General features: G+C 62.1%; 11 protein-coding genes. 4 read left to right on the plus strand and 7 right to left on the minus strand.

The features are described from left to right. The 4 genes from ACZ9XP_RS13385 to ACZ9XP_RS13400 form a co-directional block, all read right to left on the minus strand. Nucleotides 1–1,494: a multicopper oxidase family protein gene (locus tag ACZ9XP_RS13385; protein ID WP_147689217.1), complete on the minus strand. Its 1,494-nt coding sequence runs from the start codon at nucleotides 1,492–1,494 to the stop codon at nucleotides 1–3. 144 nt (nucleotides 1,495–1,638) lie between these two features. Then, nucleotides 1,639–2,022, minus strand: a complete 384-nt coding sequence (locus ACZ9XP_RS13390; protein WP_147689216.1) for a hypothetical protein — start codon at nucleotides 2,020–2,022, stop codon at nucleotides 1,639–1,641. Nucleotides 2,023–2,216: 194 nt separating this feature from the next. After that, nucleotides 2,217–2,963, minus strand: coding sequence for a 23S rRNA (guanosine(2251)-2'-O)-methyltransferase RlmB (gene rlmB, locus ACZ9XP_RS13395; protein ID WP_017509973.1), 747 nt, complete (start codon nucleotides 2,961–2,963; stop codon nucleotides 2,217–2,219). Nucleotides 2,964–3,032: 69 nt separating this feature from the next. Further along, a complete protein-coding gene (locus tag ACZ9XP_RS13400; RefSeq protein ID WP_465188582.1) occupies nucleotides 3,033–6,185 on the minus strand; it encodes a sensor domain-containing protein in 3,153 nt (1,050 codons plus the stop codon). Nucleotides 6,186–6,453: 268 nt separating this feature from the next. Here ACZ9XP_RS13400 and mfd point away from each other — a divergent pair, with 268 nt between their 5' ends. Together mfd and ACZ9XP_RS13410 are read left to right on the plus strand one after the other, a co-directional pair. After that, on the plus strand, nucleotides 6,454–9,849 hold the full coding sequence (mfd, locus tag ACZ9XP_RS13405) for a transcription-repair coupling factor (RefSeq protein WP_465188583.1): 3,396 nt from the start codon (nucleotides 6,454–6,456) through the stop codon (nucleotides 9,847–9,849). Nucleotides 9,850–10,178: 329 nt separating this feature from the next. Then, a complete protein-coding gene (locus tag ACZ9XP_RS13410; protein WP_147689214.1) occupies nucleotides 10,179–11,789 on the plus strand; it encodes a HAMP domain-containing methyl-accepting chemotaxis protein in 1,611 nt (536 codons plus the stop codon). A 39-nt stretch (nucleotides 11,790–11,828) separates the two neighbouring features. On the opposite strand, the gene ACZ9XP_RS13415 is transcribed toward ACZ9XP_RS13410, so the two are convergent. From ACZ9XP_RS13415 to ACZ9XP_RS13425, 3 genes are all read right to left on the minus strand, one after another. Then, nucleotides 11,829–12,587 carry a substrate-binding periplasmic protein gene (locus ACZ9XP_RS13415; RefSeq protein WP_465188584.1) on the minus strand — a complete coding sequence of 253 codons (759 nt, stop codon included), beginning with the start codon at nucleotides 12,585–12,587 and terminating at the stop codon, nucleotides 11,829–11,831. 87 nt (nucleotides 12,588–12,674) lie between these two features. Then, nucleotides 12,675–13,373: an aspartate/glutamate racemase family protein gene (locus ACZ9XP_RS13420; RefSeq protein WP_465188585.1), complete on the minus strand. Its 699-nt coding sequence runs from the start codon at nucleotides 13,371–13,373 to the stop codon at nucleotides 12,675–12,677. Then, nucleotides 13,374–13,982: a LysE family translocator gene (locus tag ACZ9XP_RS13425; RefSeq protein ID WP_465188586.1), complete on the minus strand. Its 609-nt coding sequence runs from the start codon at nucleotides 13,980–13,982 to the stop codon at nucleotides 13,374–13,376. Between the two features lie 153 nt (nucleotides 13,983–14,135). Here ACZ9XP_RS13425 and ACZ9XP_RS13430 point away from each other — a divergent pair, with 153 nt between their 5' ends. Both ACZ9XP_RS13430 and ACZ9XP_RS13435 read left to right on the plus strand, forming a co-directional pair. After that, nucleotides 14,136–15,566 (plus strand): aminotransferase-like domain-containing protein, encoded by a 1,431-nt coding sequence (locus ACZ9XP_RS13430; RefSeq protein WP_147689210.1) that lies wholly within the window; start codon nucleotides 14,136–14,138, stop codon nucleotides 15,564–15,566. A 229-nt stretch (nucleotides 15,567–15,795) separates the two neighbouring features. Continuing rightward, entirely contained in the window at nucleotides 15,796–16,173 is a 378-nt protein-coding gene (locus ACZ9XP_RS13435; RefSeq protein ID WP_147689209.1) for a DUF4345 domain-containing protein, read from the plus strand. The last annotated feature ends 13 nt before the right edge of the window (nucleotides 16,174–16,186 follow it).

Consider the following 16,186-nt stretch of genomic DNA (forward strand, 5'->3'; position numbering starts at 1 on the left):
TTAGCCCGGCAAAAAGTCGATTTGCGCCATCATGCCCTGGTCTTCGTGCTCCAGGATGTGGCAGTGGAACATGCGCAGGCCCGGCAAAGTCTGCACAAAGCGCAGGCGCACCATGCCACCAGCCGGTACGTTGACGGTGTCGCGCCACGCCAGGAAAGGCTCATCCTCCCAGATGCCATCTACGGTGCGCGCCACTACCTGGAACTGCGTGCCGTGCAGATGGAAGGGGTGATCCATGTGCGCATCGGCAATGACTTCCCATTCCTCAATGCGGCCAACCTGGCCGGTGCCATCGATACGGTTCATGTCGTAGCTTTGGCCATTGATCAGGAACGGGGCTTTCGGGTCGGCCATGTTTTCGGATAGCACGATCTTGCGACGGAAGCCAGGTGCACCCAACGGTTCAATCGGCCGTAAGCTGGCGGGCAGGGCCAGGGTTGGCCGCATGCCATGAGCCACAATGCTGGCCAGCGTGTCGTCTTTTTCCTGCTCCGGGTGCATGCGCTTGCCGCGCTCGTAGGGCTGGCTGATCAGCCCCGCCGGCTGGCCGGGCTTGAAACGGCCGGTGACGACCAGCTCGCAGCGCTCCCCCGGCGACAACAGTACGCTGTCTACCGGCTGCGGTGCGCCGATCAGGCCACCGTCGGTACCCACCAACTGCACCTCGTGCGCGGGCAGGGCCAGCTTGATGATGCGGCTACTGCTGGCGTTCCAGATGCGCCAGCGCTGGCGCTCGCCTTCGCCCAGTGTGATCACGGGCTGCCACGCGCCGTTGATCAGCACGAACTGGCCTTCGCGGCCATCGTGCAGGTCGGCCATGTCGTTCGCCGCAATCTGGCCATCAGCTGCCAGCTTCAGGTCGGACAGCAGCAGGTGGCGCTCTGGCAGATGGCGCAGCGGGTCGGTTTTGCTGCGCACGATAATCGGTCCTGCCAGGCCCCGAAACGCTTGTTCGGCAGTGTGGCCGTGCGGGTGCGGGTGGTACCAGTAGGTACCGGCGCAGCCTGGCGGCAGCGTGTAACGGTAGCGGCGGCCCTTGCCGGGCGCTACCGGGTCTTGCGGGTTGCCATCCTCTGCCGGCGGCACCGGCATGCCATGCCAGTGGATGGTAGACGGCTGCGGTAGCGCGTTGTCAAAACCGATGTCAACTTCGTCGCCTTCCCACAGCTCGATCAGCGGGCCGGGCACGCTATCGTTAAAGGCCCAGAAGGTAGTTTGTCGGGCATCGCCCCACAGGGCTACCTGCACCGGCGCCGCGCGCAGGCTGGCGGCAAAACGGCCTGGCTCTGCCGCCTGGTTGACCAGTGGCTGTAGCGCAGGCAAGTGCTCGCCACGCGGCAGGCTCAGGCCCTGGGCGGCTGGCGCGGGCATGGCGTGGCCCATATCGTGGCCCATGGCGGCGTGATCCATGGCGGTTTGTGCTTGCGCCTGGCGCAGCGCGGGTACCGCCACGGCCAGCAGGCCGGCGGCTTTCAGAAAATGACGACGTTGCATAACGCCTCCCTGTGTCAGTTATCGATGACTATATACCCCACAAGGGTATACAGACAAGACGATGACGCTCGTGTTCCTGCCAGGTGGCAATAAAAAACCGCCACCTGTTGGTGGCGGTTCGATCATCACAACACACGGTGTTGCTTATCTGGGCAGCACCATTCGGGCGCCGACCATGCAGCGCCCTTTAAAGGGCAACTTGAACTGGGTCAGCAACTTTTCGGTTTCATGTTTGAATTGTTCGGCGTTGGCACGGGCTTCGGTACCCGTCTTGCCTTTCACCAGAAACGCCGCGCCATTGCGGTAGTTTTCATCCAGAAAATACGCTTCGGTAACCGTGCCGCTCTTTACTTTGGCAATGGCCTGTTTGATCAGCTCGGGAAACAACTTGTTGAATTCCTCACTGACCACACCATCCTGCCGTTGGTCCGGCATGCAGGTCAGTAAAGCATGGTGGGTGGCTGCGCTGGTAGCGGCCATTACGCTGGCGGGTAGCGCCATCATTAACAGTAGTGTTAGTTTCTTCATCGCCCTTATTCCTCGTTTTTTATTGAAAGTAAATTCATTTATACTTTCAAAAACAAGGCTAGCACGGGCAGCCCGCTACGGGCAGCCACTGCGGGCGTAGCAATAAAAGCCTGGCGCACAAAACAGCAGGGGCTGGCCTGCCCGGCCAGCCCCTGCTGCGCAAAACTACGTTGGCCGCGGCCACGCTGCAGGGCTTAACCCTGCTTGAGCACGCGCTGACGGCGACTCTCGCTCAATACCATGCCGGACGACACCGACACGTTCAGGCTTTCTACGGTACCAAACATGGGGATAGACACCAGCACGTCGCAGTGTTCGCGCGTGAGGCGGCGCATGCCCTCGCCTTCAGCCCCCATCACCCAGGCCAACGGGCCGCTGGCGTCAAAGTGATACAGGTCGGTATCGGCTTCCATGGTCGTACCGGCAATCCATACACCAGCGTCTTTCAGGTCGCGCAGGGTGCGCGCCAGGTTGGTCACCGTGATGTAGGGCATCACCTCGGCAGCACCGCAGGCGACCTTGGACACGGTGGCATTCAGCGTGGCGGAACGGTCTTTGGGGGCGATGACAGCGTGCGCGCCCATGGCGTCGGCCACGCGCAGGCAAGCGCCCAGATTATGCGGGTCTGTCACGCCGTCCAGAATCAGCAACAGCGGCGGCTCGGACAGGTTTTCCAGCACGTCATCCAGCGTGACGAAGTTCTGGTTGGCGTCGATCATGGCCACCACGCCCTGATGGCGGGCATTGCCGGTCAGGCTGTCCAGACGGGCCTTGTCCACAATGTGGGCTTTCACGCTTTCGCCGGCGGCTTTGTCCAGCACGGCTTGGGCGCGGGCGTCCTGACGGCCGCCAGCCAGAAAGATTTCCAGCACGGATTTCGGGTTTTGCCACAGGCGGGCATTAACGGCATGAAAGCCGTGAATGAGTTTCTTGTTGCTCATGAGGCATCACCTTATCAATAGAACCGCGCATTGTACCGCTTAATGCGCGGCGCTTTGTGCTTTTGCAGCTTACAGCTCATCGTCGCCCTCTATCAGCAAGGGCACCTGCTGCTGGCGTGCGGCCAACCATTGTGCCAGCTCGCCCGCCGGTAGCGGCCTGCTGAAGAAATAGCCCTGTAAGATGGCGCAGCCTGCCTGGCGCAGGAACGCGCCCTGTGCGGCGGTCTCCACCCCTTCGGCGATCACGGTGAAGTGCAGTTTGCGCGCCATGGCGATAATGGCTTCGGTGATGGCCGCGCTATCGCCATCATCCGGCAAGCCTTCGATAAACGAGCGGTCTACCTTCAGGTAATCCAGCGGGAAACGCTTGAGTGTGGACAGCGAGGAATAGCCGGTGCCAAAGTCGTCAATGGACAGCTTGACCCCCAGCGCCTTGAGCTCGCCCAGTAGCGAGATGGCTTCTTGCGGGTTTTGCATCAGCATGGACTCGGTAATTTCCAGCTCCAGTCGCGACGCGGCCAGGCCGGTGACCGCCAGCACGTCGTTCACTTCGTTCAGCAGGGTTTGCTGCTCGAACTGGCGCGCAGACAAATTGACCGCCAGCCGGGGCACACACATGCCGGCTTTGTCCCACGCAATCATTTGATGGCAGGCTTCGCGCAACACCCAGGCACCGATAGGCTTGATCAGGCCGGTTTCTTCGGCCAGCGGAATGAAGCGCCCCGGCGGTACCAGGCCCAGCTGCGGGTGGCGCCAGCGTATCAGCGCCTCCACGCCTTCCAGTGCCACACCGTCGCAGGAGACCTGCGGCTGGTAGTGCAGTTCGAACTCGCGCCGCTCCAGCGCCTGGCGCAAACCGCTTTCCATCAACAGGCGCTCGAAGGTTTGCGTGTTCATCTCGGCATCAAAGAACTGGTAGGTGTTCTTGCCGGCTTCCTTGGCGCGGTACATGGCGGCATCGGCATTTTTCAGCAGGGTGGCGGCGTCGATGCCGTCGTTGGGATACACGCTGATACCGATACTGCCGCTGACAAAGACCTCGTGCTGCTCTACCCGCATGGGGCGCGCCAGCGCGGCCAACACTTCTTCGGCCATACGGCCCAGTGCTTCATGGCTGTCAAAATTGCTGACCAGTAGCGTGAACTCATCGCCGCCCAACCGTGCTACCAGGCCAAAACGCTGTGCCGATTGGGTAAGCCGCGCGGCAATTTCGTGCAGCACCTCATCGCCGGCCTGGTGACCAAACGAGTCGTTAATCAGCTTGAAGCGGTCCAGGTCGATAAACATCACCGCCAGCGCCGGTACTGCCTCAGCTGATTCGATAATGGTGTTGTCGATGGCCTCGATCAGCGCGCTACGGTTAGGCAGGCGGGTGAGCGGGTCGTGGCTGGCCAGAAACTGCAGGCGGTCTTCGGCTTGCTTGCGGCCGGTAATGTCGGAAAACACACCCACATAGTGCGTCAGCCCGCCGTGGGTAGCCCGCACCGCGCTGATGGACAGCTCGGCTACGTAGGGGTCGCCGCTCTTATGGCGATCAAACATTTCGCCTTTCCAATGCCCATCGCGCTCCAGCGACTCGACCAGCGCGCGGTTGCGCTCGCGGTTGGCCGTACGCAGCATGCGCGATACCCGGCCGATGGCTTCGTCCGAACCAAAACCGGTGATACGGGTAAACGCCTGGTTGACCATGACGATGCGGCCTTCGGCGTCGGTCACCAGAATGCCCTCGGTGGCATTGTCGAACACGGTGGCGGCCAGACGCAGCTCGGCGCTGGCGGCGACACGGTCGGAAATATCCATTACCACACCGATAATCGCTTTACGGCCCTGGTAGTCAAACAGACGGCTGTGCACTTCTACATCCACCTCCTCGCCGTCCTTGCACAACAAGCGCGTGGTGTAGTGCATGTTCTGGATATTGTCAGCAATACGGCGGCGGATTTGCGCACTGATGCGCTGGGCTTCTGCCGGCGTGAGCACCATGCCGATATGACGGCCCACCAGCTCGTCGGCATCGTATTGCACCAGGTCGGCCAGCTTGGGGTTCACATACACCAGCTCTTCTTCCTGCGTGATGTAAATCCCCACCATTGATTGCTCTACCACGGCGCGGTATTTTTCCACCGCTTCCTGGCGCAACCGCTCTTCGGCTGCGCGCTGGGTAATGTCTACCGAAATGCTGCCCACACCCGATGGCAGGCCTTCGCTATCGAACAGCGGAAACACACTGGACAGCATGCGCAGGCTCTGACCGTCTACGGTAATGTTTTCTTCAAACTGGCGCGGCTCCAGGCTACGCAACACCTGCAAGTCGTGCTCGGCAATCAGCTTGGCTTCTTCAGCAGCAAACACATCGCGGGCAGCACGCCCCTTGAAGTAAAGCGGAGAGCGGCCAAACAGCCGGGCGAAGTTCAGATTCACCACCAGATAGCGACCATCCAGGTCCTTCAGCGTCATCAGGCTGGTGCTCTGGTTCAGCAGCGACTCGAAACGCGCCTGCACATCCTGCAACAAACGCTCGCGCCGCCGGTGGCCATCGCCAAATACCGCCACCATCCCCGCCAGTAAAACCAGGATCGCCACCAGTAGCCAGCCGGCCAGATTCAGGCTCAGCGGCCAGGACTGGCCCCACAGCAAGCCAGGCAACGACAGGGTAAACAACAGCGCCACACCGACCCCGGCCACGCCAGTCAACCCGCCACGCAGCGCTGCCAGAAGCAGTAGCGGCAAAAAAGCCAGCAGGCACGATGTAAAACAAGCCTGGCGCTGCAGCGCCCACAGTACGCCCCCCGCTAACACGGTTGCCAGCATCAGCCACAGGGTGTCACGGCGCATCGCATCGTTGGGGAAGCTGGCATAGGCCAATGGCAATACCAGCACCAGCGTCAACCAGGCCAGCATGAAATGGTTCAGCAGTACGGGCCAGCCTGCGGCAGGCATGACGCCCGCCAGCGTGGCCACCAGGCAAGCAGCTGGCAAGGCGCAGCGCAGCTGCAAACGCAAAAGGGAAGACAAGGCAGTGAGCCGGTAATCGGCAGCAGGCAGCACACGGGACAGGGCCAGCAGCATGCTGGCAAACGACAGGGCCCACAACACGGCTTCGGCCAAGGGCATGGTCAACAGCGCCAGCAGCGCCACCGGGCCGCCCCACCACCACACCACGCCAAAACGCCCGGCAGCAAAGCGCCAGGCCATCATGGCATGGGCCACAAAGGTGGCCATGGGTAATGCCTCCTGCCACTGTGGTGGCCAGAACAGCATGCCTGTTGCAAACAAAATCAGTGCGACCAGCGCACCTATGGTGTTTTTTTCCACCTCTCCCCTGCCTGTTTTATCGTAACGCCGCCCCGCCCCCGTGCAAGCAGGCTGTATTCATTCTGTGGTGAACTTACGGGTGGGACACTGGATTCATGATGAAGGTCGCTGTCTGGCGCAGCTGTAGGCCCAGTGTGGCTCTATAATACCTGCCTCTTTGAGAATGTGTAGCGATATGACCAGCACTTTGCCACCGTGGCCCGCAAACGGGCAGAAGACCCTGCTGGCCCTGCCAGCCGGCAGCGCCGACAGCGCCCTGATCGCCGCGCTGCCGGATAGCGGCCAACCTATCCTGATCCTGACAGCCAGCGCACAGGATGCCCAGCGCCTAAAAGCAGAGCTGCCCTTCTTCCGCCCCGCGTGGCGCATTGCCCTGCTGCCCGACTGGGAAACCCTGCCCTACGACCATTTTTCGCCGCACAGCGACCTGGTCTCCGAGCGCCTGGCCACGCTGTGGCAAATCCGCAATGGCGAGTGCGATGTCGTCATTGCGCCGCTCACGACTGCCATCACGCGGCTGTCACCGATGAGCTTTTTGCTGGGCCGCACCTTCTGGCTCAAACTGAAACAGCGCCTGGACGTAGACCGGCTGCGCGCCGACATGGTCACCGCCGGCTACCAGCACGTATCGCAAGTGGTGGCACCGGGCGAGTTTTCGATTCGCGGCGGGCTGGTCGACCTGTTCCCTATGGGCAGCGCGCTGCCTTACCGCATTGACTTGTTCGATGACGAAATCGACAGCCTGAAAACCTTCGACCCCGACACCCAGCGTACGCTGTACCCGGTACCGGAGATCCGCCTGCTACCGGCACGCGAGTACCCCACCGACGAAGCTGCCGTCACCGCCTTTCGCCAGCACTACCGCGAGAAAATCGATGGCGACCCGTCCAAAAGCCGCATCTACAAGGATGTGTCCAATAACTTGTGGCCAGCCGGTATCGAGTACTACCTGCCCCTGTTCTTCGACCACACCGCCACCCTGTTCGATTACCTGGGCGACAGCGCCCAGCTGATCCTGCACGGCAATATCATGGCCGCGGCCGAAGACTTCTGGCGCGATGCGCAAAGCCGCCACAATATGGCCGGCGGCAACCCGGAGCGCCCGGTGCTGGCCCCGGCCGAGCTGTTCTTGCGCCCGGACGAACTGATGGGCGCCATCAAGCCCTACGCCCGGCTGGACATGTCCGGCAGCGGTGACTGCGGCTACCTGCCGCTGCCCGAGCTGGCCGTAGACCGCCGCGCCGACAACCCGCTCACCAAACTGGCCGACTTCACCCGCCGCTACAGCGGCCGCGTACTGATTGCCGCCGAAAGCCTGGGACGGCGCGAAACCCTGCAGCACTTTTTGCAGGAGCACGGCATCAAGGCGCAGCCGGTAGACAGCTGGCAGGCTTTTGTCGACAGCCGCGCGCCACTGGGCCTGATTCACGCGCCGCTGTTTAACGGTTTCGAGCTGCACGACGCCGGCATCGCCATCGTGACCGAGGCCGAGCTGTACCAGCACATTGCCCGCAGCCAGGGCAAGCGCCGCAAAACGGCGGCCAACAACGACGCCATGCTGCGCGACCTGGCCGAGGTAAAAGTAGGCGACCCGGTGGTGCACGAATCGCACGGCATTGGCCGCTATATGGGCCTGGTGTCCATCGACCTGGGCGAAGGCGAAACCGAGATGATGCAGCTGGAGTACGCCGAAGGCGCCACGCTGTACGTGCCGGTGGCCCAGCTGCAGCTGATCAGCCGCTACGCCGGCCACGCCAGCGACAATGTGCAGCTGCACCGCCTGGGCAGCCCGGCCTGGGACAAAGCCAAGAAAAAAGCCGCCGAAAAAGCCCGTGACACCGCCGCCGAGCTGCTCAACCTGTACGCCCAGCGCGCCGCGCGCGAAGGCCACAGCTTTACGCTGAACCACCACGATTACGACGCCTTTGCCGCCGGTTTCGGCTTTGAAGAAACCCCCGACCAGGCCAGCGCCATCGAGGCGGTGATCCACGACATGACCAGCGGCCGCCCGATGGACCGCCTGGTGTGCGGCGACGTGGGCTTTGGCAAAACCGAAGTCGCGCTGCGCGCCGCCTTTGTGGCGGTGATGGGCGGCAAACAGGTGGCCGTACTGGTACCCACCACCCTGCTGGCCGAGCAGCATTTCCAGAACTTTAGCGACCGTTTTGCAGACTGGCCGGTGCGTATTGCCGAGCTGTCGCGCTTCAAGAGCGCCAAGGAAGTGAAGCAGGCGATGGAAGGGTTGGCCGCAGGCAGTATCGATATCGTCATCGGCACCCACAAGCTGGTGCAGCCGGATGTCAGCTTCAAGAACCTGGGGCTGGTGATCATCGACGAAGAGCACCGCTTTGGCGTACGCCAGAAAGAGCAGCTCAAGCGCCTGCGCGCCAATGTGGACGTGCTCACCCTCACCGCCACGCCGATTCCGCGCACACTGTCCATGGCGCTGGAAGGCCTGCGCGAGTTTTCGGCCATCACCACCGCGCCATCGCGCCGGCTGGCGGTCAAAACCTTTGTCAGCCCCATCAACAACGGCATTATCCGCGAGGCGATGCTGCGCGAGTTCAAACGCGGCGGCCAGGTGTTCTTCCTGCATAACGAGGTAGACACCATCGAGAACATGCGCGAAAAGCTGGCCGAGCTGGTGCCGGAGGCGCGTATTGCCGTGGCGCACGGCCAGCTGCGCGAGCGCGAGCTGGAGCAGGTGATGCGCGACTTCCTGCAGGTGCGCTACAACGTGTTGCTGTGCTCCACCATCATCGAAACCGGTATCGACATCCCCAACGCCAACACTATCCTGATCAACCGCGCCGACAAGTTCGGCCTGGCCCAGCTGCACCAGCTGCGCGGCCGGGTTGGCCGCAGCCACCACCAGGCTTACGCCTACCTGCTCAGCGGCGACGGCATGACGCGCGATGCGCAAAAGCGGCTGGAGGCGATCCAGGCATCCGAAGAGCTGGGCTCCGGCTTCTACCTGGCCATGCACGACCTGGAAATCCGCGGTGCTGGCGAGGTACTGGGCGAGGGGCAATCGGGCGAGATGCAAGAAGTAGGTTTCAGCCTGTTTACCGAAATGCTGAAACAAGCCGTGCGCGACCTCAAAAAGGGGCGCGAGCCAGACTTGGATGCACCACTGGGTGTGACCACCGAAATCAACCTGCACAGCCCCGCCCTGCTGCCGGACGACTACTGCCCCGGCGTGCACGAGCGGCTGGTGATCTACAAACGGCTGGCCACCTGCGATAGCGAAGACGAGATCGACACCATCCACGAAGAGCTGATTGACCGCTTTGGCCTGCCGCCGCAAAACGTGAAAACGCTGATCGAAAGCCACCGGCTCAGGTTGGCCGCACGCGAGATGGGTATCCAGAAACTGGACGCCAGCGAGGTAGCCATCCAGCTGACTTTTGTGCCGAACCCGCCGATCGACCCGATGAAGATCATCCAGCTGATCCAGAGCAAGCGTAACTACAAGCTGGCGGGCCAGGACAAGCTGCGGGTGGAAAGCCCGATACCGGACGTGGCCATGCGCATCGTACGGGTGAAGGAGCTGATGAAAGAGCTGGGCTAACCTGCACGCGCCGGCGCCCGGCCCGGCAGGCTGCAAACAAAACCACCCTGCCGGGCCGGCGAACAGGGTGGTTTTTTTGTTATGGAGCACGAAAGCGCTATGAACTTGACGCAACGCAACATGTCATCTTGCTATAAGATCCGCCAATATCTATAAATTACACATTAAAATTAAATGGCTTTGCTATAAGGTTTGATTGTGTTGGCCATGCCAACACACTCAGACTGACGGCGCACACCTGCCATGACCAGCCAAGGGCGGCTTGCCCCAGCCACATCACAGCACAACTCAAACCAAGATCAACCCACCTAACCGGTTAGAGGTGTTTCATGAAGATTGCCACCCGCTTGCAATTACAAACGCTGGTTGCTGTTGCGGCCTTTGCCACCATTTTGCTGATTGCCTTCGTGCAGCTGGCCAGTATCAAAGAAAAATCAGCCGTTATCGCCGAAGATGTCGTGCCCGGCATCGAGCTACTGGGTACGGCCAGCTTGAACTTTGTGCAACAACGCGCCGCCTTGCTCAGCCTGGTCGCCACCGAAGAAGCTGCGACCCAGGACGCCATCGTGGTGGCCTACCAGGACTACCGCCAGCAGGTAGACCGTAATCTGCAAAGCTACGAAGCGCTGGCTAGTGACAGCACGGATAAACAGCTGCTGGACGCATTCCGTAGCGGGGTAGCCCGTACCAATCAGACCTACGACCAGGTGCTGGCCGCCTTCAAGGCGCATGACCTGGCCAATGCAGAAAACATCCTGAACAGTAACCGTAGCGATTTCCTGCAGGTGCGTGATACCGCGCTGAAAGCCATCGAGTACAACAAGCAGGTGGGCCGCGACGCGCACCAGCAACTCAAAGACGCCGAACACAATGCCCTGTTATGGCTGGCCATCACCGCCGGGGTGGCCCTGCTGGCGCTGATCATCATTGCTGTACGCACCTACCGCCAGATTGTGGGCAGCATCAACGATGCGGCCAGCGATATTGCTGACATGACCGAGCATCTGGACCTGTCGCGCCGCTGCCAGATTCGCCACGACGACGAAATGGGCGGCCTGCTGCGCCACTTCAACCAGCTGGCCAGCCGTCTGCACACCAGCATGCAGCGCGTGGCGGCATCGTCTACCGACGTGGCCTCGGCGGCGGCCAATCTGGCCAGCGCCGCCGCACAGGTGGCCAGCGGCTCGGCCGCGCAGAGCCAGTCGGCGTCGTCCATGGCGGCGGCACTGGAGCAGATTACCGTCAGCATCAACCACGTGGCCGACCGCACACAAGAAGCCAATACCCTGGCACAGGATACCGGCCACAAGGCACGCCACGGCGAGCAGGTGATAGAAAGCAGCAACGGCACCATCCTGAGCATGGCAGGCTCGGTACGCGACGTGTCCACCCACATGCAGGCGCTAAACCAGCAGACCAATGCCATCCATAGCGTGATCAACGTGATCCGCGATGTAGCCGACCAGACCAACCTGCTGGCGCTGAACGCTGCCATCGAGGCCGCGCGTGCCGGCGAAATGGGGCGGGGCTTTGCCGTGGTGGCAGACGAGGTGCGCAAGCTGGCCGAGCGCACCGCTAGCTCCACCACCGAAATCGCCCAGATGATCAACACCATGCAAGGCAAATCCGACGACGCCGCCGCCGGGGTAAACCGCGCCGTCAGCAGCGTGGAAAGCGGGGTACAGGAAACCGAGCGCGCCCGCCTGACCATGCAGGAAATCGCCCAGGCTGCCGACGATAACAAAGGCGTGGTGGGGGAAATTGCCAGTGCCATCCGCGAGCAAGGCGCGGCGGCCAACAGTATTGCGCAGCAGGTGGAAACCGTCGCGCAGATGTCTGAAGAAAACGCCAGTGCCGCCCACAGCGTGACCGACCTGGCCGAACATCTGAACACACTGGCCAGCGTGCTGGACCAGGAAGTAAAAAGCTACCGCCTGTAAGGCGGGCAGGTACGAACAGCCTGGCCAGCCATGCCCTGCTCATTGTGCGGCTGGCACCACCTGCGGCAGGCTGGTGCCAAAATGCTGCTGATAAAAATACGCTAGCTGGCCATGCTTGCGTAGCAGGGCGGCTTCGACGTCTACCCCGTCGCGCAGCGCCTCCAGCCCCGGGCGCAGGCTAAGCGGCTGGCTGACACTGGCCAGCAAGGGGCTAAGGCGCTTTACCCTTTGCCGGAAGTGCTCGGCTACGCCTTCTGCCGCCAGTGCGTCGTCAAACACCACGTCTACGCGGCCACCAGCCAGCATCTGGATACCGCGCTGGGTATCCAGCACGTCTACCCGGCGCCAGTCGGTATGGGCTTTCAGCACGGCAGGGTAGTCGTAGGCTGCCACCCAGCCCACACGTTGGCCGCGAAACATGTCCAGCCCATCGAAGCTTTGCAGCGGGCTATGGGCCGGTACCCACGCACTGAGTACCCAGAACACCAGCGGCTGGCGGGTTTGCACCCAGCCCGGCGGGCTGTCTGCCGCGCTAGCAAAGGCCAGTACATCTACCTGGCCTTGTCTGGCAAGGCGCAGGCACGCTGCAGCCGCCTTGAACACATATTTCAGCCGCACGGGCTGCGCCGTGGCCACCCTGCCCAACACCTCGGGTACCAGGCCCTCGGCAGGCTTGCCATTGCCACTATCGATAAACGGGGGCCAGGGCTCGGCGCACACCGTCAGCACCGGCGCGGCCTGTGTCCAGGCCATACTGCCGAACAGCATGCCAGCGGCCAGACAAGAAGAAACACGCATCGCACTCCAGCCTTTCGATAACGAAACATTGCATGATGACTGCTTACATTATGGGTAAATAGCTAGAAAATACGAGTGCAATCCGGCTCAGGCTTGCATGAGCCAGGCCGCAGCGGCGTCGGCGTGTAGCTGTGCGGTATCAAACAAGGGCAAACGGGTATCGACCGGGCCAATCAGCATGGCGATTTCGGTACAGCCCAGAATCACCGCTTGTGCACCATCAGCTTGCAACGATTCGATAATGGCCAGATAGCGCTGGCGCGAGTCTGCCAATACCTGCCCCTGGCATAGCTCGTCAAAAATCACGCGATGTACTTCCGCGCGGTCTGGTGCACCTGGCACGTACACCTGCAAGCCTGCCGCTTGCAGGCGGGCGCGATAAAAGTCGTCCTCCATGGTGAAGCGGGTGCCGAGCAAGCCTACCCGTGTGATACCTGCGCCCTGCAGCGCGGCGATGGTGGGATCGGTAATGTGCAGCAGCGGGATACCGGCCAGATCAGCCACCTCATCCGCCACCTTGTGCATGGTGTTGGTACAGATCACCAGCGCGCCGGCACCGGCTGCGGCCAACCCTTTGCCCGCCTGGCCCAGCAGCTGCGCCGCCGCCGCCCAGTCTCCCTGCCCCTGCAGGGTGGCGATGGTGTCAAAATCGAGACTGTGCAGCAGCAAGCGCGCCGAGTGCAGGCCCCCTTTGGCATCACGCACGCAGCGGTTGATATGGCTGTAATAGTGCACGGTGGATTCCCAGCTCATGCCGCCCAGCAAACCCAGTATTTTTTGTGTCATTTACAGTACCTTTGCCAACGTCAGTTCGTCCCACAATAGCCAGGCTGCCGTGGCGGCCATCAGCCCCGCCATCACGCCATTAAACAGCCTGCGCGCGCGCGGCTGGCTCAGGGTGCGGCGCAGCCCGTCCCCCAGCGCCGCCCACAGGCAGATGCAGGGAAAGTTGATCAGCGCACACAGCCCGGCCAGCGCCAGCGCTTGCTGCCAGCCCGCCGCAGCCGGTAGAAACAGCAGGCTGGTATTCACCACCATCACCCAGGCTTTGGGGTTCACCCACTGAAACGCCGCCGCACCCAGAAAGCGCATGGGCGTGACGGCCTGCCTGGCCTCTGGCGCACCGGCCAGCCACACCTGCCACGATAGCCAGAACAGATAGCCGCAGCCCACCAGGCTGAGCAGCACGCGCCAGTGGTTCAATAATGCCATCACCCAACCCAGCAGCAAGGCCACCACCAGCACCTGCACACCATGGCCAATGCTGATACCCAGCAGGTGCGGCAGGCTGCGGCGAAAACCGAAATTCACGCCCGATGCGGCCAACATCAGGTTATTGGGGCCGGGCGTGATGGACATCAGCGAAACATAACTCAGTAGTGGCAAGGTCAGCATGGCAGCCTCCTGTGGTGGGTACAGGGCTATCGTAGAGAAAGCCGCTTGCCGGTGACAGAGCCAAGAATTTATCATTGTCATGGTGACAGTTTGTTGCGGCATAGCACTGTCACCTTGCTTTCTCCACCCTACTGTCACACCCGCGAGCCCGCCATGGAAACCAGCACCCTGTACCAGCAACTGGCCGACGACCTGTCCAGCGCCATCAACCGCGGCACCCTGCCCCCCGGCTCGCGCCTGCCGTCGGTACGCAAGACGGCGCACAGCCGCCAGCTGTCGCTCAATACCGTGGTGGCCGCCTACCGCGTACTGGAAGACCGTGGCTTGGTAGAGGCGCGGCCACAGTCCGGTTATTACGTGAAAGCACGGCTGGCCTCGCCTGCACGTGGCGCGCTGCGCGAGGCTGGCCCGGCGCAAGGCACCGACGGCGCGGTGCTGGACCTGATTGGCGCCGCGCTGCAGGCACAGCAGACGCCAGGCTATATCGACATGGCACTGGCCTGCCCGCGCGGCGGCGACTTCTACCCGGCCGGCAAGCTGGCCCGGCTGATGGGCCAGGTACTACGCAAAAACCCGGGGCTAGTGAGCAACTACGCCCTGCCACCGGGCTCCGAGCGGCTGCGCACCCAGATAGCGCGGCGCGGGCTGGAGCTGGGTATGGCGCTGCAAGCCGACAACATCATTCTCACCCACGGTGCCATGGAAGCCCTGCAGCTGGCGCTACGCGCGGTGTGCCGCCACGGCGATACGGTAGGTATCGAGTCGCCCACCTACTTCAACTTGCTGCCGCTGTTTGCCAGCCTGGGGCTGAAGGCGGTCGAGATTCCCACCGACCCGCAGCACGGTCTGTCACTGGATGCACTGGAAATGCTGCTGACAGAAAAACGGGTGCAAGCGGTGGTAGCCATGCCCAATGTGCACAACCCGCTGGGCTGCAGCATGTCTACCGACAACAAGAAAAGGTTGGCCGCGCTGGTAAACCGCCATGAAGTACCACTGATCGAAGATGCGCTATACGCCGAGCTGCAGTTTGGCGACGCCCTGCAGCCGGCGGTAAAAGCCTACGACCAGGGCGGCTGGGTCATCGTGTGTGCCAGCTACACCAAGACGCTGGCACCGGACTTTCGCGTGGGCTGGCTGGAAGGCGGACGTTTTGGCGCAGAGATCAAGAAGCTGAAGTTCGCCAGCTCGATTGCCGAGCCCCTGGTGCTGTGCGAAACGCTGGGGGCGTTTCTGGAGTCGGGCGGCTACGACCACCACCTGCGCTCGCTGAAACGACGCTACACCCTGCACGTGGACAAAGTACGCGCCATGATTGCCGAGCACTTTCCCCCCGGTACCCGCGCCACCCACCCCAGCGGCGGGTTTCTGATCTGGGTAGAGCTACCGGAAGGCTACGACACCGTGCGCCTGTTCGACCTGGCCATTCACGAGCGCATCAGCATCTCGCCCGGCCCGCTGTACTCGCCTAGCGGCCGCTACCGCAACGCGCTGCGCATCTCCTGCTGCCAGCCGCTGGACGACCGCTTTACCAGCGCGCTGCGTACTGTAGGCGAGTTGGCCGCACAGTGCCGCCATCACTGACCCTTTACCCCATCCGGCCGCGCCCCCACGCGGCCAAGTGCTTGCCCGGTGGCCTATGCAGCGTATTGTGTCCGGCAAGCAACACGCCGGATAAGCCAGGCTGTCATGGCAATAAAACCCCGCATTGACCTTGTCTTTACAGCCTGCCGATACTGGCTTGCCGCGGTACGGCATGGCGCCCTGCCCGCAGGCAATCAATGCCAGATAACAATACACAGAGGGTTAATCCATGAATGTGCGGCAGCTATTTCTGATCAGTACCGCTATCGGCCTGGTGCCCATTGCACTGTCCTACGGCCTGGCACCACAACAAAGCTTGGGCGAGCTATTTGGCCTGCAGGTAGATAGCGTTAACGGTTTTCACATTTTTCGCGCCATCACGGGCCTGTACCTGGCGCTGGCACTGTTCTGGGTAATGGGCGCGCTGCGCGCCGGTTTGCGCCAGGCAGCCTTGCTGAGCCTGGTGGTGTTCATGCTGGGGCTGGCGATTGGTCGCGTGGTCAGCCTCCTGATCGATGGCCTGCCCAATACCCTGCTGCTGGTCTACTTGCTACTGGAGCTGGGCATCGGTGTGCTTGGCTTGCTACTGCTTAAACGGCCAGACTGACCCTAGCCACACA

Source organism: Vogesella perlucida (assembly GCF_979366545.1).

What these genes read in the sequence shown, in the direction of transcription:
- ACZ9XP_RS13435 (WP_147689209.1), top strand. Translation starts at nt 15,796, where the DNA reads ATGAATGTGCGGCAGCTATTTCTGATCAGTACCGCTATCGGCCTGGTG.
- ACZ9XP_RS13420 (WP_465188585.1), bottom strand. Translation starts at nt 13,373, where the DNA reads ATGACACAAAAAATACTGGGTTTGCTGGGCGGCATGAGCTGGGAATCC.
- rlmB (WP_017509973.1), bottom strand. Translation starts at nt 2,963, where the DNA reads ATGAGCAACAAGAAACTCATTCACGGCTTTCATGCCGTTAATGCCCGC.
- ACZ9XP_RS13425 (WP_465188586.1), bottom strand. Translation starts at nt 13,982, where the DNA reads ATGCTGACCTTGCCACTACTGAGTTATGTTTCGCTGATGTCCATCACG.
- ACZ9XP_RS13410 (WP_147689214.1), top strand. Translation starts at nt 10,179, where the DNA reads ATGAAGATTGCCACCCGCTTGCAATTACAAACGCTGGTTGCTGTTGCG.
- ACZ9XP_RS13390 (WP_147689216.1), bottom strand. Translation starts at nt 2,022, where the DNA reads ATGAAGAAACTAACACTACTGTTAATGATGGCGCTACCCGCCAGCGTA.
- ACZ9XP_RS13400 (WP_465188582.1), bottom strand. Translation starts at nt 6,185, where the DNA reads ATGGCCACCTTTGTGGCCCATGCCATGATGGCCTGGCGCTTTGCTGCC.
- mfd (WP_465188583.1), top strand. Translation starts at nt 6,454, where the DNA reads ATGACCAGCACTTTGCCACCGTGGCCCGCAAACGGGCAGAAGACCCTG.
- ACZ9XP_RS13415 (WP_465188584.1), bottom strand. Translation starts at nt 12,587, where the DNA reads ATGCGTGTTTCTTCTTGTCTGGCCGCTGGCATGCTGTTCGGCAGTATG.
- ACZ9XP_RS13385 (WP_147689217.1), bottom strand. Translation starts at nt 1,494, where the DNA reads ATGCAACGTCGTCATTTTCTGAAAGCCGCCGGCCTGCTGGCCGTGGCG.
- ACZ9XP_RS13430 (WP_147689210.1), top strand. Translation starts at nt 14,136, where the DNA reads ATGGAAACCAGCACCCTGTACCAGCAACTGGCCGACGACCTGTCCAGC.